The sequence below is a fragment of the Streptomyces sp. ISL-66 genome (assembly GCF_018614135.1).
Classification (GTDB): Bacteria; Actinomycetota; Actinomycetes; order Streptomycetales; family Streptomycetaceae; genus Streptomyces.
On sequence record NZ_JAGGOW010000036.1, the window covers coordinates 23155 to 41750 of the forward strand.

42 protein-coding genes are annotated in these 18596 nt (G+C 69.6%); 39 read left to right on the plus strand and 3 right to left on the minus strand.

The genetic code is table 11. From position 1 onward, the window contains the following. Positions 1 to 65: 65 nt before the first annotated feature. From J7E97_RS07865 to J7E97_RS08000, 28 genes are all read left to right on the plus strand, one after another. Positions 66 to 488, plus strand: a complete 423-nt coding sequence (locus tag J7E97_RS07865; RefSeq protein WP_215023797.1) for a hypothetical protein — start codon at positions 66 to 68, stop codon at positions 486 to 488. After that, positions 485 to 817, plus strand: coding sequence for a hypothetical protein (locus J7E97_RS07870; RefSeq protein ID WP_215023799.1), 333 nt, complete (start codon positions 485 to 487; stop codon positions 815 to 817). The genes J7E97_RS07865 and J7E97_RS07870 overlap by 4 nt, the downstream gene beginning before the upstream one ends. 151 nt (positions 818 to 968) lie before the next feature. After that, positions 969 to 1286: a hypothetical protein gene (locus tag J7E97_RS07875; RefSeq protein WP_215023801.1), complete on the plus strand. Its 318-nt coding sequence runs from the start codon at positions 969 to 971 to the stop codon at positions 1284 to 1286. Then, positions 1283 to 2104 (plus strand): PD-(D/E)XK nuclease-like domain-containing protein, encoded by an 822-nt coding sequence (locus J7E97_RS07880; RefSeq protein ID WP_215023803.1) that lies wholly within the window; start codon positions 1283 to 1285, stop codon positions 2102 to 2104. The genes J7E97_RS07875 and J7E97_RS07880 overlap by 4 nt, the downstream gene beginning before the upstream one ends. 8 nt (positions 2105 to 2112) lie before the next feature. Beyond that, complete coding sequence (locus tag J7E97_RS07885; RefSeq protein WP_308346426.1) at positions 2113 to 2883, plus strand: AAA family ATPase; 771 nt, start codon at positions 2113 to 2115, stop codon at positions 2881 to 2883. Between the two features lie 72 nt (positions 2884 to 2955). Continuing rightward, positions 2956 to 3333 (plus strand): hypothetical protein, encoded by a 378-nt coding sequence (locus J7E97_RS07890; RefSeq protein ID WP_215023805.1) that lies wholly within the window; start codon positions 2956 to 2958, stop codon positions 3331 to 3333. Next, positions 3330 to 3617 carry a hypothetical protein gene (locus tag J7E97_RS07895; protein WP_215023807.1) on the plus strand — a complete coding sequence of 96 codons (288 nt, stop codon included), beginning with the start codon at positions 3330 to 3332 and terminating at the stop codon, positions 3615 to 3617. The genes J7E97_RS07890 and J7E97_RS07895 overlap by 4 nt, the downstream gene beginning before the upstream one ends. Beyond that, positions 3614 to 4444: a hypothetical protein gene (locus tag J7E97_RS07900; RefSeq protein WP_215023809.1), complete on the plus strand. Its 831-nt coding sequence runs from the start codon at positions 3614 to 3616 to the stop codon at positions 4442 to 4444. The genes J7E97_RS07895 and J7E97_RS07900 overlap by 4 nt, the downstream gene beginning before the upstream one ends. Further along, positions 4444 to 4761 carry a hypothetical protein gene (locus tag J7E97_RS07905; protein ID WP_215023811.1) on the plus strand — a complete coding sequence of 106 codons (318 nt, stop codon included), beginning with the start codon at positions 4444 to 4446 and terminating at the stop codon, positions 4759 to 4761. Before J7E97_RS07900 ends, J7E97_RS07905 begins: the two co-directional genes overlap by 1 nt. 59 nt (positions 4762 to 4820) lie before the next feature. Then, positions 4821 to 5693: a hypothetical protein gene (locus J7E97_RS07910; RefSeq protein ID WP_215023813.1), complete on the plus strand. Its 873-nt coding sequence runs from the start codon at positions 4821 to 4823 to the stop codon at positions 5691 to 5693. After that, positions 5690 to 6430 carry an ATP-binding protein gene (locus J7E97_RS07915; RefSeq protein ID WP_215023815.1) on the plus strand — a complete coding sequence of 247 codons (741 nt, stop codon included), beginning with the start codon at positions 5690 to 5692 and terminating at the stop codon, positions 6428 to 6430. Before J7E97_RS07910 ends, J7E97_RS07915 begins: the two co-directional genes overlap by 4 nt. Then, positions 6427 to 6702 (plus strand): hypothetical protein, encoded by a 276-nt coding sequence (locus J7E97_RS07920; protein ID WP_215023817.1) that lies wholly within the window; start codon positions 6427 to 6429, stop codon positions 6700 to 6702. Before J7E97_RS07915 ends, J7E97_RS07920 begins: the two co-directional genes overlap by 4 nt. A 49-nt stretch (positions 6703 to 6751) precedes the next feature. Continuing rightward, positions 6752 to 7216 carry a hypothetical protein gene (locus tag J7E97_RS07925; protein WP_215023819.1) on the plus strand — a complete coding sequence of 155 codons (465 nt, stop codon included), beginning with the start codon at positions 6752 to 6754 and terminating at the stop codon, positions 7214 to 7216. A gap of 20 nt (positions 7217 to 7236) precedes the next feature. Then, positions 7237 to 7512 (plus strand): hypothetical protein, encoded by a 276-nt coding sequence (locus tag J7E97_RS07930; RefSeq protein ID WP_251054062.1) that lies wholly within the window; start codon positions 7237 to 7239, stop codon positions 7510 to 7512. After that, entirely contained in the window at positions 7509 to 7844 is a 336-nt protein-coding gene (locus tag J7E97_RS07935) for a hypothetical protein (RefSeq protein ID WP_215023823.1), read from the plus strand. The genes J7E97_RS07930 and J7E97_RS07935 overlap by 4 nt, the downstream gene beginning before the upstream one ends. Before the next feature lie 295 nt (positions 7845 to 8139). Continuing rightward, positions 8140 to 8430: a hypothetical protein gene (locus J7E97_RS07940; protein ID WP_215023825.1), complete on the plus strand. Its 291-nt coding sequence runs from the start codon at positions 8140 to 8142 to the stop codon at positions 8428 to 8430. 70 nt (positions 8431 to 8500) lie between these two features. Next, the gene (locus tag J7E97_RS07945) at positions 8501 to 8875 is read left to right on the plus strand and encodes a hypothetical protein (RefSeq protein WP_215023827.1); all 375 of its coding nucleotides are present in this window, start codon (positions 8501 to 8503) and stop codon (positions 8873 to 8875) included. Next, positions 8872 to 9159, plus strand: a complete 288-nt coding sequence (locus J7E97_RS07950) for a hypothetical protein (protein WP_215023829.1) — start codon at positions 8872 to 8874, stop codon at positions 9157 to 9159. Before J7E97_RS07945 ends, J7E97_RS07950 begins: the two co-directional genes overlap by 4 nt. Positions 9160 to 9252: 93 nt before the next feature. Next, entirely contained in the window at positions 9253 to 9429 is a 177-nt protein-coding gene (locus tag J7E97_RS07955; protein WP_215023831.1) for a hypothetical protein, read from the plus strand. A 50-nt stretch (positions 9430 to 9479) separates the two neighbouring features. Next, positions 9480 to 9965, plus strand: coding sequence for a hypothetical protein (locus J7E97_RS07960; protein WP_215023833.1), 486 nt, complete (start codon positions 9480 to 9482; stop codon positions 9963 to 9965). After that, the gene (locus J7E97_RS07965; RefSeq protein ID WP_215023835.1) at positions 9958 to 10104 is read left to right on the plus strand and encodes a hypothetical protein; all 147 of its coding nucleotides are present in this window, start codon (positions 9958 to 9960) and stop codon (positions 10102 to 10104) included. The genes J7E97_RS07960 and J7E97_RS07965 overlap by 8 nt, the downstream gene beginning before the upstream one ends. Before the next feature lie 72 nt (positions 10105 to 10176). After that, positions 10177 to 10494 carry a hypothetical protein gene (locus J7E97_RS07970; RefSeq protein WP_215023837.1) on the plus strand — a complete coding sequence of 106 codons (318 nt, stop codon included), beginning with the start codon at positions 10177 to 10179 and terminating at the stop codon, positions 10492 to 10494. After that, complete coding sequence (locus tag J7E97_RS07975) at positions 10491 to 10781, plus strand: hypothetical protein (RefSeq protein ID WP_215023838.1); 291 nt, start codon at positions 10491 to 10493, stop codon at positions 10779 to 10781. Before J7E97_RS07970 ends, J7E97_RS07975 begins: the two co-directional genes overlap by 4 nt. Before the next feature lie 94 nt (positions 10782 to 10875). After that, positions 10876 to 11304, plus strand: coding sequence for a hypothetical protein (locus J7E97_RS35625; RefSeq protein ID WP_251054063.1), 429 nt, complete (start codon positions 10876 to 10878; stop codon positions 11302 to 11304). Further along, the gene (locus J7E97_RS07985; protein ID WP_215023840.1) at positions 11301 to 11492 is read left to right on the plus strand and encodes a hypothetical protein; all 192 of its coding nucleotides are present in this window, start codon (positions 11301 to 11303) and stop codon (positions 11490 to 11492) included. Before J7E97_RS35625 ends, J7E97_RS07985 begins: the two co-directional genes overlap by 4 nt. After that, complete coding sequence (locus J7E97_RS07990) at positions 11489 to 11719, plus strand: hypothetical protein (protein ID WP_215023843.1); 231 nt, start codon at positions 11489 to 11491, stop codon at positions 11717 to 11719. Before J7E97_RS07985 ends, J7E97_RS07990 begins: the two co-directional genes overlap by 4 nt. A gap of 71 nt (positions 11720 to 11790) precedes the next feature. Beyond that, on the plus strand, positions 11791 to 12114 hold the full coding sequence (locus J7E97_RS07995) for a hypothetical protein (RefSeq protein ID WP_215023845.1): 324 nt from the start codon (positions 11791 to 11793) through the stop codon (positions 12112 to 12114). Between the two features lie 30 nt (positions 12115 to 12144). Continuing rightward, a complete protein-coding gene (locus tag J7E97_RS08000) occupies positions 12145 to 12750 on the plus strand; it encodes a hypothetical protein (RefSeq protein WP_215023846.1) in 606 nt (201 codons plus the stop codon). 49 nt (positions 12751 to 12799) lie between these two features. Here the strand turns inward: J7E97_RS08000 and J7E97_RS08005 are convergent, their stop codons facing one another. The 3 genes from J7E97_RS08005 to J7E97_RS08015 all read right to left on the minus strand — a co-directional run bounded on the left by J7E97_RS08005 (position 12800) and on the right by J7E97_RS08015 (position 14207). Further along, the gene (locus J7E97_RS08005; protein ID WP_215023847.1) at positions 12800 to 13210 is read right to left on the minus strand and encodes an NUDIX hydrolase; all 411 of its coding nucleotides are present in this window, start codon (positions 13208 to 13210) and stop codon (positions 12800 to 12802) included. Then, positions 13207 to 13842 carry an NUDIX hydrolase gene (locus tag J7E97_RS08010; protein ID WP_215023849.1) on the minus strand — a complete coding sequence of 212 codons (636 nt, stop codon included), beginning with the start codon at positions 13840 to 13842 and terminating at the stop codon, positions 13207 to 13209. The genes J7E97_RS08005 and J7E97_RS08010 overlap by 4 nt, the downstream gene beginning before the upstream one ends. 131 nt (positions 13843 to 13973) lie before the next feature. Further along, entirely contained in the window at positions 13974 to 14207 is a 234-nt protein-coding gene (locus tag J7E97_RS08015) for a hypothetical protein (RefSeq protein WP_215023851.1), read from the minus strand. Positions 14208 to 14426: 219 nt separating this feature from the next. Between J7E97_RS08015 and J7E97_RS08020 the strand changes: the two genes are divergently transcribed. The 11 genes from J7E97_RS08020 (at position 14427) to J7E97_RS08070 (ending at position 18551) form a co-directional block, all read left to right on the plus strand. Next, positions 14427 to 14906, plus strand: coding sequence for a hypothetical protein (locus tag J7E97_RS08020; protein WP_215023853.1), 480 nt, complete (start codon positions 14427 to 14429; stop codon positions 14904 to 14906). Beyond that, complete coding sequence (locus J7E97_RS08025) at positions 14903 to 15406, plus strand: hypothetical protein (RefSeq protein ID WP_215023855.1); 504 nt, start codon at positions 14903 to 14905, stop codon at positions 15404 to 15406. Before J7E97_RS08020 ends, J7E97_RS08025 begins: the two co-directional genes overlap by 4 nt. Further along, positions 15406 to 15573, plus strand: a complete 168-nt coding sequence (locus J7E97_RS08030) for a hypothetical protein (RefSeq protein ID WP_215023856.1) — start codon at positions 15406 to 15408, stop codon at positions 15571 to 15573. Before J7E97_RS08025 ends, J7E97_RS08030 begins: the two co-directional genes overlap by 1 nt. A 31-nt stretch (positions 15574 to 15604) precedes the next feature. Further along, complete coding sequence (locus tag J7E97_RS08035) at positions 15605 to 15814, plus strand: hypothetical protein (RefSeq protein ID WP_215023858.1); 210 nt, start codon at positions 15605 to 15607, stop codon at positions 15812 to 15814. Continuing rightward, positions 15814 to 16215: an RNase adapter RapZ gene (locus J7E97_RS08040; protein WP_215023860.1), complete on the plus strand. Its 402-nt coding sequence runs from the start codon at positions 15814 to 15816 to the stop codon at positions 16213 to 16215. Before J7E97_RS08035 ends, J7E97_RS08040 begins: the two co-directional genes overlap by 1 nt. Before the next feature lie 18 nt (positions 16216 to 16233). Beyond that, positions 16234 to 16533, plus strand: coding sequence for a hypothetical protein (locus J7E97_RS08045; RefSeq protein ID WP_215023862.1), 300 nt, complete (start codon positions 16234 to 16236; stop codon positions 16531 to 16533). Positions 16534 to 16711: 178 nt separating this feature from the next. Continuing rightward, positions 16712 to 16897 (plus strand): hypothetical protein, encoded by a 186-nt coding sequence (locus J7E97_RS08050; protein ID WP_215023864.1) that lies wholly within the window; start codon positions 16712 to 16714, stop codon positions 16895 to 16897. Between the two features lie 18 nt (positions 16898 to 16915). After that, a complete protein-coding gene (locus tag J7E97_RS08055; protein WP_215023866.1) occupies positions 16916 to 17128 on the plus strand; it encodes a hypothetical protein in 213 nt (70 codons plus the stop codon). A 41-nt stretch (positions 17129 to 17169) separates the two neighbouring features. After that, on the plus strand, positions 17170 to 17403 hold the full coding sequence (locus J7E97_RS08060) for a hypothetical protein (protein WP_215023868.1): 234 nt from the start codon (positions 17170 to 17172) through the stop codon (positions 17401 to 17403). Further along, positions 17403 to 17921, plus strand: a complete 519-nt coding sequence (locus J7E97_RS08065; protein ID WP_215023870.1) for a hypothetical protein — start codon at positions 17403 to 17405, stop codon at positions 17919 to 17921. The genes J7E97_RS08060 and J7E97_RS08065 overlap by 1 nt, the downstream gene beginning before the upstream one ends. A gap of 75 nt (positions 17922 to 17996) precedes the next feature. After that, entirely contained in the window at positions 17997 to 18551 is a 555-nt protein-coding gene (locus tag J7E97_RS08070) for an NUMOD4 motif-containing HNH endonuclease (RefSeq protein ID WP_215023872.1), read from the plus strand. Positions 18552 to 18596: the final 45 nt, after the last annotated feature.

Consider the following 18596-nt stretch of genomic DNA (forward strand, 5'->3'; position numbering starts at 1 on the left):
GCGACACCGCACCGTGCACCTGCCAAACCCAGCCCATCCCGATGGCGCAGAGTCGGCTAGCCGAGATGCAGGCCGCACTCGAAGCGGTGCCCGCACCGCCGTGGCGCTGGATCGGCACCCGCAACGGCGGCGGCCCCCAGCTGGTCACCGACCACTCCGGCCGCCAATACATCCTCACCGCCGCCCACCCGTCTGACTGTCAGGGCGACGAACTTCTCGACCCCTGCCACGACACCCCGGTCTACGGCGACCTGAAGTTCCGGGACTCGCGGCCCAAGGAGAAGTGGTCGTCGATGAAGACCGGCACCGAGCTCGCCGTCGGCCGCACCGAGTACGACCCGGACTGCATCGTCGATGTCGACAACGCCGTCGCCCGCTGGCTGAAGGACTCGCCCTCCTTCGTTGCCGAGCTGCTGGCCGAGGTCGCCCTGCTCCGCGAGGAGAACGCGGCCCTCGAGAAGGCCCTCGGCCTGAACGAGGCGGCATGAGCATCCTCATAGCCCGCCCGCGGGGTCAGCACCGGGCCATAGACCGTATCCCGGTCCTCGAGCACCAGCTCGCCAAGGCGGAGGCCGGGATCCGGCTCCTGCGGCAGCGGCTCGCCGAGGCCACGGAAGCCCGGGACGCAGCGAACGCGAAGGCCAGTCGGCTCGAGGACCAGCTCCTCGTCGCGGTCGAGGCCACGCGACAGAACACCACCGCCGTGTCCTCCCTGACCGCTCACCCCGCGGTGACCGCAGCGCAGCCGATCCCGGTCCTTCCGCTCCACCAGTCGCCGCTCGCCGCGGCCGGCCCAGCTCACGTCCCGGGCCTCTGATCTGGTCCGCGCACCTCGAATGCCACGAGGTCGAGGGCGCGGACCCCACCACCACCCAGCCGGCCGTCGAGCGCACCCCAACCGCTCCGGCCACGGCCGCCGCCTCACCTCCCCCCGCGGGGCGGCGGCCGACCCATCCCTAGGACACGACATGCAGCAGATGACCCGCGACCAGCTCGTCGCGCTCCTCGACGACATCCGCGACCGCGTAGCCAGCGGCGACAGCTTCGAAGGCCGCCTCCAGTACCTCCTCGGCACCGACGCCAGCCGGCCCTTCGAAGTCGCCGCGCTCTACCGCATCGACAACCTGCTCGGACAGGGCAGCACCCGCATCATCGGTCTCGACCTCGAGCCGATGACCGGCAGCCTGGTCGCCTGCCACGACTGCCGCGACGAGAACGGCCCCTTCTCCCGGGAGTTCGGCCCGCTGCTCTGCGAGGGCTGCGTCGAGAAGGCCAGCAAGAAGTGACCGCGACCGCCGAGATCGAACCAGGCCTGTACGACATCTCTGCCGAGCTGTACCACTCCGACCCGGTCCCCGGCGGCAGCCTCTCCGCTTCCGGCGCCAAGCTCCTCGCCGACTGTCCCGCCCGCTACGCCCACCTCCTCGACCACCCGCAGCCGTTCAAGTCGGCGTTCGAGTTCGGGACCGCGGCTCACACCGTCATCCTCGGCGACGGGCCTGAGCTGGTCGTCGTGGACGCCGACCTCTGGAACACGAAGGAGATCAAGGCCAAGGTCGCCGCCATACGGGAAGCCGGCGGGATCCCTCTCAAGCGGGCTGCCCACCAGCAGATCTGCGACATGGCCGAAGCGCTCGCCGCGGACCCGGAAGCATCCGAGATCCTCACGCCGGATTCCGGAGCCGCCGAGCAGTCGATCTTCTGGACCGACGGGCAGATCTGGTGGCGCAGCCGCTTCGACTGGCTCCGCTCCGACTTGATCGCCGACTACAAGACGACGACGTCCGTCCACCCGGACAAGCTCAGCAAGACCGTCTACGAGCTCAAGTACCACATCCAGGAGCACGTCTACCGGCGCGGAGCCTACGAGCTGGGCCTGCTTCCCGAAGGCGCGTCCTTCAAGTTCATCTTCCAGGAGAAGCAGCCGCCGTACCTGGTCCAGGTCGCCGAACTCGACCCCGTCGCCCGGTACGCCGGACAGCGCGACACCCACCTCGCCGCGGGCCGCTACCTCTACGGCCGAGAGACCGGCCACTGGCCCGCCTACTCCGAGACCTCCACCGTCATCTCGCTGCCGCCGTACATCGAGCGCCAGTACGCCTAGGAGCCATCGTGTCCCAGCTTCCCCCGCCCGTCCGCACAGCCCGTCCCGTGCAGCAGGACGCCACCCCCGAGCAGTCCCCGTTTCGGCCCGCGAGCAAGGTAGGCCGCAAGGCTCGCCTGTCCATCCAGGGTCTGTCCGGCGCCGGCAAGACCTGGACTGGCCTCAGTATCTGCCACGGCCTGTCTGAAGGCGCCACCTTCGCGGTGGTCGACACCGAAGCGGGAGCCTCCAACCTCTACGCCGGCCACCAGGGGATCCGCTTCGACACGGTCTCCATGGACCGCTACGACCCACGCGACTTGGCCCGAGTCCTCGACTCCGCCGCCCAGGCGGGCTATCCCACCGTGTTCGTCGACAGCCTCTCCCACTTCTGGAAGGGCACCGACGGCACCCTTGCCCAGGTCGAGCGGGCCAGCAGCAAGTACGGCGGCAACAAGTTCGCTGGCTGGAAGGACGGCACGCCGATCCAGAACGACATGGTCGCCGCGATCCTCGCCTACCCCGGCCACGTCGTCTGCTCGATGCGCTCCTACACCGAGTGGGTGCTGGAGGGCGGCAAGCCTCAGCAAGTCGGCATGCGGCCCGAGCAGCGCAAGGGCATCGAGTACGAGTTCGACGTTGCCGTGGCCATGGACATCGACAACCGCCTCGAAGTCCTCAAGTCCCGCTGCCCCGCCCTCAACCGCAAGGTCATCGACCGCCCCAACGGTGCCCGTGACATCGCCAGCCCGCTCCTCGCCTGGCTGAGCGCCGCACCGGAACCCGCCGCCCAGCCGTAGCAGAACTCGGCCGGCCTCGCGGGAATCGAGGCCGGCCACCACCCAGGACAGCAGATTCGGAAGGACATCGCCATGGTCCGTCGCCTCACAGTCGCCGAACGCCTCGCCTCCGCCGAGAAGGACGTTCTCCTCGCCACGATCCGTCAGCAGTCCTCCTGGGACACGTTCATCGTCCAGCAGGCTGTCCTGCACTTCGGCACCATCTACTCCACCTTCTCTTGCAACGACGTTCGGCAGTTCCTCCCCGAGATGGGCCGCGGGTTCGTCGGCGCGGCGATCAACGGTCTGAGCCACGGCGGGATCATCGAGAAGACCGGCGAACGCGTCCCGTCCGATCTGCCCAGCACCAAGGCGCACGAGATCCGCGTCTGGCGGCTCACCGACCGCGGTCACGAGATAGCCGCCAAGCGAGAAGCCGACCGGCTCGCACGACGGAGCGCCGCCGCATGAGCTGGCTGTGGTGGGGCGCCGCCGCCTGGCTCGCCTTCGACATAGCCGCCGCCACCTGGTGGGCCGCCTGGCGGTCCCTCGGGACCAGCGAGCAGGACCTGTGGGACCGCACCGCCAGTGAGGCCGCCCGCGCCAAGCAGGTCGCCGCCGACCTCGAGGCCGTCAAAGCCCGGCGCGAAGCCGAACAGGCCGAGCGGGCCGACATCGCCCGCAAGTTCGCCCAGATCATCACCGCCGAATTCCAGGCCCAGCTTCCGCACCAGCGGACGGAGGAAGACCGATGACCAGCAAGACGCTCCCGCCTCACGGCACCTACGCCCGAGCCCGCGGCAACCACCGCAGCGGAGCAGGCCGCTGCTACTGCCAGCCATGCCGCGCAGCTGAGCACGCCTACACCAAGCGTCGCCTTCTCCTCAAGGCCACAGGCCGCCCGCTTCTGATCGATGCCGCCCCTGTCCGCGCACACCTCAAGAAACTTCGTCAGGCAGGTGCCGCCTACACCGCGATCGCCGACACCCTCGGCGTACCGCGCAGCACACTCTCCAACATCACCAGCGGCCGAAACGGCCGCCTGCGCAGCAGCACCGCCACCGCAATCCTCGCCATCCGCCCCGGCCAGGCAATCGATACCACTCGGTCCGTGGCCGCCCTCGGCTCTATCCGGCGCATCCGAGCCCTCTTCGCCGCCGGGCACACCCTGAAGGCGATTGCTGCCGCAGCCGAAATCGAAGAGTCCACGGCCAGCTATCTCGTCAACGGGCATGCCGTGACCATCCGCCGTGAACTGGCTCTACGTATCGAGGCCGGCTACACCGCACTGGCGCACCGGCGTGGAACCTCGGTGCGCAACCTGCGCAGGGCACGACGCGAGCAGTGGGCCGGGCCGGATTACTGGGACGTCGAGGACTTCGACGACCCTGCCTTCGAACCCGCCACGGATCGGATCCCCGGCTATATCTCCCGCTCCGAGGACTGCTTCGAACTCGAGCGGCTGGGCTACTCCCGAGAGCAGATCGCCGAACGTCTCGGCGTCACCCGCGACGGCCTCCAGCGAGCCCTCTCCATCTACCGGCAGAAGCAGACCGCTCCCGACGTGCGAAAGGCCGCCTGATGGGCGTCCCGTGGCGGGCCACCCGCCCGACCTGCAAGCACAGCCACCCGTTCCCCGAGCACCTGCGCCGCCTGCCCAACGGCTGGGCCTACTGCCGGGAGTGTGACCGGCTCAAGTACGTGCCTGCCACGCCGGACGAGAGCGCTGTTGTGCGAGCCGTCACCGGCGACCCGCCCGCTCGGCTGACCCCAAGGGAACGCGCGATCGTCGTCCGATCCCTCACCGACCGCGGCCTCTCCGCCCGCCTGATCGCCGAACACGTCAGGTGCACCCCGCGGACCGTCCACCGGATCCGCAACCGCGCCGCCGCCGCCTGACCGCGGCATCCCACCCGCACCAGCCAGCCAGAGAGAAGACGCCCGTGGGAATCCGCCTGATGGTCGACGTGCTCCTGAGCGCGCCCGAGGCACTGACTCACCGGGAGAAGCTGCTCCTCGTCACGCTGGCGGAGGACGCCAACGACGACACCCGGATCACCTGGAACAGCGTCGAACGGCCCGAGGTACTCCGCGGCGCCAAGGTCAGCCGATCCCAGCTGTACGCCGTGATCAAGTCCCTCATCACCAAGGGTGCGCTGACGAAGTTGTCGGCCGGACAAAAGAACGGCACCGCGAAGTACGAGATCCCCAAATTCCCCGACAGTCAGTGTCAGGAAATCGCGGACACTGAGCCCCCTTCTCAGGGTCCCGAAAATCGGGACACTGACCATTCTCAGAGTCCCGGAATCCCTGACGCTGACGCTGTCCAGTGTCCCGAAACTCCTGACACTGAGAACGAAGGTCAGTGTCAGGGATTCGCTGACACTGACGGATCTCAGTGTCAGGAAATCCGGGACGTCAGTGTCAGGGATTCCGGGACCCCTACTCCTCTTTCCCCTCTGAAGGAGGGGGAAGAGGAGGAAACCTCCTCGCGACCGGCCGAGCAACTCGAAGCCTTCGGCGCGTTCTGGCTGACCTACCCGAAGAGGATCAACAGGGGCAAGGCCCAGGAGCGCTGGATCGAAGCCATGCGAAAGGGCGTCAACCCCACGCTCATCGTCACGGCAGCCCGGAACTACGCCCGATCCGTCGCTGGCAAGGACCCCCAGTACACGAGCTACCCCGCGAACTGGCTCGCCAACGAGCGCTACCACGACGAGTACCCCGAGGCCCCGGCCGGCCAGCCCGACCTCCATGTCGTCGGCAGTCAGAAGCACCGCCCGTTCCAGCCCAACCCGAAAGCCAACTACCACAAGGGATTCGGAGCATGACCGAGCCAATGAGCCTCGGCGAGGCCGGTGCCGAGCGCATCGCCCGCCGTATCGCCGCCGCCCTCGAGGCCCGCGGCATCCCGCCCGTCGAAGGAGGTCCCATCGTGGACAGGCCGACCAACGAACCCGGTGATCCCGAGTTTCACCGCCAGCGGCGAGCCGAGTGGGCGCTGAAGCGCTGGGAAGCGGCGACCCCCTACCGCTACCAGGGCGCCACCAGCAGCAACCCCGGTGTCCGCGACTGGGCCCACCGGGCCGCGACGGAACCCCGGTCCGCCGGCTTCCTGCTCCTCACCGGCTCCTTCGGTACCGGCAAGACCCACGAGGCCTACGGTGCACTCCGGCTGATCGCGGACGCCGGGCCGGAGAAGTACGAGTTCATCGCCGTCACCGCGCCGGACATGTACGCCCTGCTCCGGCCGGGCGGCAGCGAACGCGGCACCGAGTACGAAGTGAAGCGGCTGAAGCGAATCCCGCTGCTCCTCATCGACGACCTCGGCACCGAGAAGATCACCGAGTTCACCGAGGAAGCCACGTACCGGCTGCTGAACGAGCGCTACAACGAATCGCTGCCGACGATCATCACCAGCAACCTCGAAGCGGACTCCCGCGACGAGAAGGGTGCTCGGCAGGGTCCCGACCTCACCACCACCCTCGGCGCCCGGATCACCGACCGGCTCCGGCAGATGACCACCGTCATCGGCATGGACGGCCCCAGCCGACGAGGTGCCGCATGAAGGCCGACGACCCGCGGATGGCCGTAGTCGCCTGCGAGCTGGCCCGCCTCAGCTACGAGGGCGGCGGCAACGGCCTCGAGGTCGCAGAGCAGTGGATCACTGCTCACGTCAGCGCAGTCCTCGCCGTCCAGAAGGGCCGAGCCCAGAACCCGCTGGCTTTCCCGGGGTTCGGCGATGGCACCCCCGAGGAGACGGCCCGCCGGATCGTCGCCCGACTCCTGGACGCCGGCTGGCGCCCGCCCGACACCGAATGCCTCGAAGTGGCTCCGTGACCACCGACATCCCCGACGCCGAGATCGTCGAACCCGAACAGGAGACCGCATGACCAGCACCCTGCTCACCCCGAGCACGAACGCCACCCCCGTCGAGAAGGCCGTCGCTTCCGGCATCGCCGACGGCTTCGAGCCCCAGACCTTCCTGTGGATGTTCTTCCACCGCCCCAACGGCAGCGTCCGCTTCTGGTACGCCTGGACCACAGGCGGCACGACCCTCGGCAACAGCATCGACGTCATCGCCCGCATGAAGAGTCTCGACGGAGCCGACTGGCTCCACTACGGCGACCGCCACGCAGTCCTCAGCACCCGCGGCGCTATCCGTATCGAGGCCTACCCCCTTCGGCCGATCCTCGCCGACATCCACAACGGCGAACGCGCCCCCGCAGACCGGCGAGCCGCGATGGACCACCTTGTGAAGACGGCGGCGGAGGACCTGGGCCGGCCCCTCGACCCCAGCCGCTCGACGTGGCTCGGATACGGGCCCAACCGCACCAGCGAGGCCATGCGATGACCCAGCCCCGCTCGGCCCCGATGCCCGCCAGCCTCCGCCCCGGCCGCCCCCGGCACCCCGCCTACGACCACCGCTGCCCCCACTGCAGCGCCCCCGAGAAGGCGCGTTGCACGACGATCTCCGGCCGCCACACCAAAACCGCCCCCTGCCCCGCCCGCCTCGCCGCCTGGGCCACCGCCACCGCCTGCTGCACCACCTGCCAGGTGCCCCAGACCTACCCCTGCCACGACAACGGCCGCCGCCGCGACGACGTCCACCCCGCCCGCTACACCGAAGCTGAGGAGACAGCCGCATGACCGACTACCCGCCTGCCGACGACCGCCTCAAGCACCTCCTCGCCCAAGAGATCAACCTGAGCGTTGACACCTGGAAGCTCGCCTTCTGGATCGCCGACGGCATCGTAAAGAACCCGGAGATCCGCGCCGAACTCGACCGACTTGCCGACGCCCACCACAAGGGCCAGCCCTGCGGCGACCGGCACTGCGCCCGCTGCTTCGAATCCGCCTTCGCTGTCGGGGAAGCCGTAGCAGCGGCGGCCCGGTGCACCAAGTACGTCGGCGAGCACATCCAGTGCGGCCGGTGCGGGGGCTCCGTGGAGGGCCACGAGACGACCGAAGCCGACCGGTGACCGCCCTCGACGCGCTCCTTGCCGAGGAGTGGCCCGACGGAACCTTCGGCGGCCCCCGACCCTCCACACCCGACCTGACACCCCGCGGCCACTGCGTCTGGTGCAACCAGCCCTGGGCCATCAACGCCGACGGCACCCTCCGAGTCCACCGAATCCCCGGCGACCCCAACCGCACGCCCTGCATCGGCAGCCGACGTCAACCCGCAACCATCCTCCGACCCCGAACCCGCCCCGCCACCGCCGCCCGACACCGCGCCGCACTCGTCGCCGCCCTCCGCACCCGAAAGGCCGCCTGATGACCGAGCTCGAACGCCTCCGCCTCCACGCCGAAGCCACCACCGAACGACACACCGCCATCCGCAACCTGCTCGCCCAGGTCGACCTCGTGGACGAGCCCGACGCCTGGGACCTCGGCATGGCCATCCTTGCGATCCTCGACGGCCCGCCAGCCCCCGGCCCGTGGGTGCCCTGCACACCCGAACTGCTGGCCGACCACCCGAACGTATGCCGGCGCGGACTTCGTCGGCCCGGCCGGGACGGGATCAGCCACTACCACCGACTCGACTCCACCGGTCAACCCGCCTGACAGCAGTGCGGACGCCCTCGAGGAAAGCGAGGGCGTCCGCACCGAAAGACTCTCACGAACGGAGATCTCGATGACCAGCAGCATGGAATGGATCCGCCGTAACTACGGCGTCCCCGCCCGACATGGCATGCACGTGACCTACGGCGGCAAGCCCGCCGTCATCCTCGGCACCCGTGGCCCGCACCTCCGCCTCCGCGTCGAAGGCGAACGCCGGACAGTCACAGACCACCCGACGTACCGCATCGTCTACCCCGAGGTCCCCCGGCCCGCCCGCCCTCGCGGCTGGTGCTCCTGGTGCACGCAGGACCGGGCCATGACCGCAGCGGGAGTGATGGGCAAGCACCGCCCGGCATTCCCCACCGCCGAGGACTGCCCCGGCGTCGGCAAGACGCCCATGTGGCCCGTCGAGTACCGCACCAACGCCGAAGCGGCAGGCCGGCAATGAGCGGCCCGCCGCGGATGCCGCTGACCCGCCCCCAGGCCGCCGTCCTCGAAGCCGCCGCCGACGGAGCCACCCTCACCGTCGTCGCCGCCCGCCTCGGCATCCGTCGCGAACAGGCCGCAGCCCGCCTCTCCGAGGCCTACAAGCGGTTGGACGTCGCCTGGATGGATCGCGACGAACGCCGGGCCGCAGCAGTCCGCGTAGCCCGCAAACGTGGACTGATACCCCCGGTAGCCGACACAACAGGCCCCAGGGAGCCACAGAAGCCCGTCTCGCGGCCGAACTAGCCGAGAAGGCGTCCGGGGTTCACTAGACCCTCAGAACGGCCCTCAGGGGCCGCGCAGGACAGTCCGCCGCCGCAACCGACCGAAAGGCCCGACGTGACCGACCTGCCCGAACAGCAGCAGCCCGAACCTCCGTGCGGCGCCCGCCCCATCCACGGCACCGCCCGATGCGACCTCCCCGAAGGCCACACCGACCAGCGCCACTCCGCACCCCTGGCCATCGGTGGCCGCCTCAGCTTCAAGGCCGACCGCCGTCTCCCCGGCGAACGCTGACCACCCCGCCCCGGTTCGTCCGGCCTCGCGCACACCGAAGGAGACCCACCATGACCACGCCCGCGCCCACCCCGATCGACTACCGCACCGCCCCGCCCAAGCTCACTGCCGTCGCGACCGGCTGGCAGGCCTGGTGGGAGGACGTAGACACCTGGGACGGCTTCACCCTGTACGCGGATCTCGACACCGCGAAGCACCACGCGGCCGTCGCCTACATCAGCGACGAGCACAGCTGGCACGCGGACGACGACCCGGCCGACGAAGCGCCCGACGTGGTGCTGACGTGGGCCTTCGCGCATAGCCGCTGGCACCTCCTGGCCGACGGCAAGGGCACCGGCATCCAGCTTTACCGGCACAGCACCTACGCCACCGCCACCCCGCACCGTCGCCTGACCGAGCTGGAGCACCATGCCGCCTGGCACGCCATCGAGGGCGCGGCAGGCGAGGAGGGCGCCGATCCGGACACCGTCCTCAACGCGGTGCTTGCCGCCCTGGACATCGACCCGCCGGCCGCTCCGGAGGCACCGAATGCCTGACGAGCAGCCCACCGAGGACGCGCCCGACGAGTGCCCCGAGTGCGGCACCACCGCCTTCGACCTCGGCCACCCGACCGTCGAGCGCCCGTTCCTGGCCTGGCTGTGCATCGGCTGCCGTTGGGGAACCGCTGCCTACTGACCCCGAGCGCCGGCCCGCACTCGACCTGCGGGCCGGCCTCCACCGAGCATCCCACCGATCAAGGAGCAGACCGTGAGCAGCTTCGAGTACACCGACCATGACCGCAGCACCCTCGCGATCACGTCGGCCACCCTCCGCGACGGCACCCGCGTACTGGAGTTCACCGCAACCGGCTGCTGGACGGCCACCGTGTACGTACCGCTCGACCGCGTGGAGGAGGTCATTGCCGGGCTCCGCGACGTGGCCCGACAGACCGCCGGACAGGCGCCGACTGGCGAAGCGCTCTGCGGTCTCTGCGGGGCCGCGCACGGCAGCCACCACCACCGGTGGACCAGCACGGATGACGCCATTGCCAACGCGCGGTGGACCGCCGAGGAGGCCGGAGCATGAGCACCACGCAACTCGTCGTCGCGGCCCTGGTCATCGGCTACATCCTCGGTCTCTGGCAGCCCGCCCGCCGTCTCACCGAGTGGGCCGACCGCCTCGTCTGGCAGCAGCCGCCCGTAGGCCGCCGAAGCTGGCGCTGGTGGGCTGCGCAGCCGGTGTACGCAGTGCAGATCCTGCTGCTGCTCGTCACCCAGCCGGTCACCACCGTGCAGGCCTGGCGGACCCGCAACGACCCGCCGCCGCCACGCTCGCCCGCGCCCCGCATCCGCAGCCTCAAGGAGGAGCCGTGATCGTCCTCGCCGTGGCCGCCGGCTGGTGCCTCGCCTCGATCGCCGTCTGCGCCCTGTACAGCCTCACCCGCACCCTCTACCGCAGGAGCCACCGATGACCGAGTCCCGCCGCTTCCATCTCCTCCGCCACCACGACGTCACCGGGGTCTCCGGCGATGGCATCGTCGCCGACGGTGTCCTGTGGCCCGACGGCGCCGCGTCCGTCCGCTGGCGGGGCGAACACCCCTCGGTCGTCTTCTGGGACCGGGGACAGCTCAGCGTCGATCACGTTCATGGACACGGCGGCTTCACCGAGATCGTCTGGGACGACAACGGCAGCGACGCCAGCAGGCTCGCCCGGATCGCCCAGGGCCACAGCAAGGACCAGAGCACAGGCGGCATGACGTCCGGCCTCTGCGACGAGTGCGAGCAGCGCTGGCCCTGCCCGACCTATGCGTGGGCCACCACCAACCGCGACGTCCTCGCCACCTGGGACCCGGGCGACGACGAGGACGAAGCCCAGCCCGACGGGAGCAGCCGATGACCGAACAGCCGCCCGAGCCCGAACCTCTCGCCTGCGCCGACCAGCGGAGCGGCTGGACGTGCACGCTCCTCGCCGGCCGCCACCCCGAGTCCAAGCACTGGGACCAGGACGCTGGCCGCTGGTGGCAGCAGAGCGGCGAACCGCCGTACAGCAACCGGGAGCAGGCCGCCGTGAAGGCTGAGACGTGACCGGCCAGCTCGAGCTGTGGCAGCCCGGCTGGGACATCGAACCCTGCGACACCGCAGCAGCCCCTGTCCCGGCCGCCCGCCGCGGCAACCCCTACGCCAACGCCGCCGACAACGACGAGCGCGGCCGGCCGCTCACCTCCGACCACGCCAGGCCACCCGGCCGCGGAGACGCGTGGCGGCTGCTTAAGCCCGTCATCGACGTGACCATCCAAGGAGAGATGCTGTGACCGACACACCCGAGACTTGCGCTTGCGGCCGAACGCGAACGCACCCTGCGCATCGATTCATGCTTGGCCGGATGGTCTGGCATTGCCTCGGCTCGACCGACTCGGCCGCCGGCTACTGCCCGCACTGCGGACGCGGCGACGTTGCGCCCACCGCCGACGAGTACGAGCAGCAGCGGCAACGGGCGGCGAATGCCGAAGCCGACCTGCACCGCGTCCGCACCGTCCTCCGCCTGCTGCCCGCCCCAGACTCCAGCCTGCGCGGCCAGATCATCGAATCGATCTGCACCTGGGCCGACCACACCAGCTCCGACGCCGGCGCCGCAGCAGACGCCGTACTCGCCGTCATCGCCCGGCACGCCGCCCTCGACCAGCCGCTGAACCGCCCCACCACCTGACCGACCGCACCGCCGCACAAGGAGCACGCCTTGAGCACCTGCTGTGTCTGCCATTGCCCCCTCCGCGCCGACGAGGCCGATCGTTACTGCTGCCACCCCTGCCAGCGCCGCATCGACGACAACCTCGCCGCCCTGCCTGGTCTGTACGCCGAACTCACCGCGGGACTTGCCCCCGGCGCTGGCGGCAACGGCCCCCGGGTCAGCGGCAGCCGCTCCGCCCCCGTTCCCGTCCGCCTCGAAGCCCTCTCCCTGATCGCCGACGGCGGAGTCGTCTCCACCGTCGAAGCGTGGGTAGTCGATTGGGCCGACCGCGGATACGCCACCCCCAGCAGCGGCGGCCGGCTCGCCCACCGTCTCGACCACGCTGTCGGCACCCTCCGCTTCAACCTCGACGCGGCCACCCGCCAGCATCCGGCGATCGAAGAGTTCGCCAAGGAGATAGGCCACGTGAGGCGCGTCTGCACTGCCCACGCCGGACTGCAGCCTTCCGCCCAGCTCACCGCCATCTGCCCCTGCGGTGGCACCCTCCGCTTCAGCTTCGACGCCGCCGAGGCTGGCTGCCGAGACTGCGGCGACCGGTACGAACACTGCCGGCTCATCGAACTCGCCCGGCAGACCGGCGGCATCGCGGCATGACGAAGGCCCCTCGCCGATCACGGCGGGGGGCCTTCACTTGCGTTCGGGGTCAGGCGGTCAGCTGCTCGGCCAGGTGTTCCTGTACGGGCGGGTACAGGCCCCACGGCACGTAGGCCGGAATCTCGTCGAGTGAAACCCAGGCGACCTCGGCCAGCTCCTCGGCGTCCTCGACTCGCGCTTCGCCGGCGACGACCTTGCACGCCACGTAGGTCATATCCGCGCCGGTGTCCGGGTGGATGCGGGCCCCGATGACCTTCACGGCCTTGACCTCGAGCGCGGTTTCCTCGGCGACCTCCCGGACTGCGGCCTGCTCCGCCGACTCGTCGGCTTCGATGCCGCCGCCGGGTAGCGCCCACGACAGCTTGCCCTCCCGCTGCCGCCTCCTGATCATCAGGAACCGGTCGCCGTCGGCGATGACCGCCATCGACACGCGCGGCGGCTGTTCGGTCGTCTCACTCATGCAGCTACCCCTAGGGCATCGAGGACCGGCCGGTAGATCCGGTCGGCGGGAATGAAGCGGGTCAGGCTGGCGACGGGCACGAACGCTGCCTCCGCGTTCTCGGCGGGATCCAGGTTCGAGGCCTCGCCCATCAGGTACTCGCAGAGGACGTAGTTCGCTTGCACGCCGGTGGCCGGGTGCAGTCGGGAGCCGAGCGACTCGCGGACGGTGCAGTGCACGCCCGTCTCGGCGCGCGTCTCCCTCACTGCGACAGCCGCGACTTCGGCGCCTGGCTTTACGACGCCGGCGGGAAACTGCCAGTAAAGATCGCCGCCGTCCCGCCGCTGAACGAGAAGTACCTCGGCACCGCGGAGGACCACGGCAATAGCGACACGGAGGGCCTGGGCCGTGGTGTCGCCGGGCGGCTGGGCTAGGCGGGCGAACCGTAAGCGCACAGGAGGCAGGGCCTTCTCCAGGAGAGTGTCCAGGGCGGATTGGATTTCGTTCACCGGCACCACGTCCGGGTTCGCGTGCCAGCTCGCCACGGTCCGGGGTGCAACACCGAGGCGTCTGGCGAAGGCCTCACCAGACATTCGGTGCGCGGCCTGCAGCTGGGAGGCGGTGCGCCCGGTCCAGGTGTCGATGACTTCCACAATGTCGCCCTCGCGGTCTCGTGTCTCTCGACCTGCACAGTCACTGCATGATCGCGGCAGTCTCGCTGCGACGGCAGTGCATCGTCAGCCAGGCTCGATCGGCGTTGACTCGAAGCATGCAGACAACGACTTCACCGACTGCGGGCAATGGCCTCTGCGCGAGAGCCGCTGAACCCGAGCAGTTCGCCGACCTGCTTCCAGGTGCGTCCCTCGTAGAGGATCCACACGATCTCCTTCTCGATGGCCTTGAGGCTGCGGTCTTCCAGGGCAATCTCGGCACGGCGTGCGCGGGTGGTTCGGAAGCGCTCGGCCAGGTTTTCGACAAGTGGCTGCGTGGAGGCGTCCTCTGTAGGGGTGTCGGTCATGGCCTCAGGGTAGAGCCGATTTCGGGCATCTTCAATGGGGGCGTTGACATGGCGCCTCGATGGGTCTTCAATGAGGTTATTGAAGACGACGGCGCTCCACCGCCGGAAGGCTTCACAGCGCCTCTCCACCGGCGCGTCCAGAACAAAACAGAACGGCCCCGGCAGGGACTCCACTCCCACGCCAGGGCCTGACCACCAGGATCTTTGAAGGGACCCCTGATGGCTTCCGTGAACTCTACCTTCGTGATCGCTCCGTCCCAGACGCAACGTCTCGCGCTCCTCGAGGTCAAGTACGGCTTCGGCCAGCTTGCCCCGACCGCGCAGAACCTGCTGCAGGTCGCTGCCACCATCGCGGACACCACCGGCTTCCCCGTCGAGGCCCCGGCCAGCGAGCGCCTGACCCGCCTGTTCCTCAGCCGTGCCAGCAGCAAGCTGATCGCCCCGCTCCAGACGGCCGCCTCCCAAGCCGAACGCGACCGGGACCGGATCCTGTACCTGGAGCCGAGCCAGGAGACGCACGACGCCCGCACCGCTGCCGAGCGCCGCCTCGTCGACACCCAGAGCCGCGTGTACGTCGCCCGTCAGCAGGTCGACCAGCTCGTCGAGGACACGCTCGACACCCTGCTGCCGCTGCTGGCTGGCGTCACCCTCGGCGACCTGTCCGCCCTGCTCCGCCTCGCCGCCGAGGACGTCCGATGAGCGCCCCGGCCGCCCAGTCCCAGCCCTCCCCGGTCCGGCGCCTGATCGCCGCGGGGATCAAGCGCGCCGGCCAGCCGTGGCTCGTCGAGCAGCCGACCATGACGCAGACGGGGCGGGCCCGACACGCCATCGCCGCGTTCGCCCGCACCTCCTCCGGTAAGCAGCGCCTCATCCGGGCCGCCGCCGAGGAGTACCTGTCCCAGATCGACCGGCGTCGCCTCCCCGTCGGCTACGGCCGAGCCATCCTCGACGACTACGCGAACCGCATCGACGCCTACGAGATGCGGCAGGGCCACGTCTTCACCAAGATGCTCGGCCTGTCCATCCGGCCCGGTGACGCAGCACTCCCCGAGATCGCCCGCACCGTGCTGGCTGCGGCGGACGCGACGGTCGAAGAGCTCGTCTCGGCTGCGAAGGCCTCGGGTGACCCGGCCGGTCTCGCCGTCGCCTGGATCGTCTCCGCCGCCGCCTCTCACGTCCGCCAGCTGAGCGCCGCCTGATGGCCGCCTCCGCCCAGTCGGGCCACAGCATCATCGACCGGCCCGCGACCGCGCAGACCTGCAGCCAGGACTACCAGGCCGCGCAGGCCCAGCGTGCCGAGTCCGCTGGCGCCCAGCGTGACCAGCTCGGCTCCGCGACCGGCGCCGGCCCGCACACCAACCGCTGAATCATCCACCCAGCCATTGAGGAGTACGCCCATGTCCAAGATCCGTATCTCGTGGGAGAAGCCCGGCGACCGCAAGTCCATGGCCCGGCAGATTGCCCGGGCTCGGAAGCAGGCTCTTCGTCTGACGGATGATGGCGGAGGTCTGTCGTCCCCCGAGGCCCTGGTGGCCGAGGAGATGGCCGACCAGATGGCCCACGAGTTCCAGCGGACATTCGGCGAGACCTACTACCGGTACGCGTGATGCCCGCCGTCGACGTCGTGGTCGTGTCCTTCGGTTACGGTCATGGCACCCCGCCCGAGGCGACGATCACTCTCGACTTGCGGCACGCGTTTCGGGATCCGCACGTCGACCCCCGCTTGCGCCACATGACTGCGGCTGACCGTCCTGTTCGCCTGGCTGTCCTGCGTACCCCCGGGATCCGGCCGCTGATGAAGGCGACGGTGGCTCAGGTGCAGGCGTACCGAAAAGGCCCGTCCGCCAGCCAAATCGTCATTGCGGTCGGTTGTGTCGGAGGTAGGCACCGGAGTGCGACCGTCGCTCACTACCTCGCCCGACGCCTCACCCGCCGCGGCATGCAGGTCGAGCTCCAGCACCGCGACCTGGCCAAGCCCGTCATCACCCCGCTAGCACACCCTGCCTGAACAACGAGGAGCACCGTCATGCCCGAAACCACCTGGCCCGAGGGCGTCATCGCCCGCTACCTGACCGTCGGTGGCGCCACCGTCGACCTCACCCACCGACTCAACTTTCTCAACCCGCCGGAACCGTTCGCTACGGCTGCAGCATGCAGCGGCTGCCCGGATTCCGAGGAGTTCAGCCACTGGGTCGGCACCGGATCCGAATGGGACGGCACCTACAAGGAAGTGCTCGACGTCAGCCAGGCGGAGGAGAGGGCCCGCGACTGGGCCCAGTCCCACGCCGAGAAGTGCCGTGCCATGCCCCGCCCGGACGGTGCCTGATGAAGCAGACACCCGAAGAGGCCCAACTCGCCGCAGCGCTGCACGCCGACGACATGCGTGAGGAAGCTGGCATGCACGCCGACGACCGCGTCACCTGCTACCGCCACCAGTCGTGGGCCGAGGACTGCGAAGACCAGCACCTGACCCTGCCCCGCCACCTGACCATAAGGAGCAAGACATGCCCGAGATCATCGCCGCATCCGACCTTCGCATCGGTGAGGACGTCCCGAACGGCATCCCGATCACCTGCTGCGGCAGCCCGATGGAACTCACGATCACGGGCGACTCGGACGACTGGGAGTGCGGCACCTGCCACCTCGCCGTCGTCGTCGAGGCCGGTCGCGTCGACCTCATCGCCCGCTGACCACCGAGGAGCACCGTCATGGGCCTGTTCACCCCGAAGTACCCGAAGGGCGCCGAGCCGCCCCGCAAGGACTCCCGCGCCGACCGTAAGTCCCGAGAGTTCCACGAGCGGCTCGACAAGCAGATGGAGGACGACTTCAAGCGGCTCCACCGCGAGAGCAAGGAGCGCTCCGCCCACTTCTGGCAGGACTACGAGCAGCGCAACGGGCCCGGCTCTGTCGACTGGAGCTAGCCCCACCCCCACCCCGCCTGACCACCGGAAGGACCACCGCCATGCCCAGCACCGTCACCAGCCTGACTGCCCGCCGCAGCTCGATGACCGTCGAGGATGCGCTCGCCTCCATCCACGCCGGCGCCATCAGCGAGTATCTGGCCGCCGCTCTCGTCGGCAGCAAGGCCGGGATGCGGGCGGTCCGCTCCCGGGCCCACGCCCTGGACATCGCCCACCCCGGCGGCCCGTCCCTCGTCGACCAGCTCGACGCCCTCCGCACCCAGGCTGCTGCCTGATGGACGTCTCCGGCTACCAGTTACACCGCCGGTACGCCCCGCTCCTGGCCCGCGTCGAGGAAATCGCCGAGCAGGCCGCCCGGCTGGTGCAGCAGCGGATGCGGGAGCGGATGACCCCGACCCGAATCGTCGTGGCCGCCCAGAAGCACTGTCCCGAGGTCATGACGCAGGCCGCACAGAGGGCCCTTGGGGTCGATTGCCGTCCCCGGTACAGCGAGTCGGCCGTCGGCTATCTCGGCATCACCGCCCTCGACTCGGCCGGAACGCTCGTCGTCATCAACGCCGGCGGTCTGATCTCGCACCCTCAGCACTGGCTGGACGAGACCGTCGTGCACGAGCTGGTGCACGCTGTCCAGTTCGGGCGGCCGGGGTCGCGTGAGCTGGCCATGAAGGGGCTGCGCAACAACTACGGCATCGAGAAGCTCAGCCTGCCGCAGGCCTGGAAGACCAACCGCAGGATCGGCAAGGACGAGCGCGAGGCGGAGTCCCTCGAAGTCCTCGCCCGCGAACTTCGCTGACCGGCTGCCCGATCCGCCCGACAGGCGCGGGCGGTGAGGGGAGCCCGGGACAGTCCCGGCCCAGGAGGGGACCAGATGACCCTGCAGCAGCCCCCCGTCGACTCGCAGGCAAATGAGAGATGGCTGCCTGTCCCCGGATTCGAGGGCCTGTATCTCGTCAGCTCAGAAGGGCGGATCTTCAGCAAAGAGCGGATCTACCCAACGGGGTGGAGGCGGGGTCCTCGGCTCATGCGCTTGAACCTTGGCAAGCACGGCTACTTGAGGATCTCCCTGAAGGACTCTCATGGGATCCGGTCCACGTACCAAGTGCACCGACTGGTAGCCAGGGCCTTCCTCGGTGAACCGCAGCCAGGGCATCAGGCGCGTCATCTCAACGGAGTTCGCACAGACAACCGGCTCGACAATCTGGCGTGGGGCACCGCCTCTGAGAACTCCTTCGACGCCATACGGCATGGCACACACCCCATCGCCAGCAAGACTCACTGCAAGCGCGGGCACCCCTTCGAGGGCGCGAACCTCTTCATCGATAAGAAGGGCGCTAGAGGCTGCAGGACCTGCGAGCGTGCCCGCCGGGTCGTGAACGACAAGCGGGCGCGGGAGCGCCGCAAGGCGGCCCGAGGCAACACGTAGGAACCAATCCCACCACCTTCGAGGGCACCGTCATGCCCTCATCCA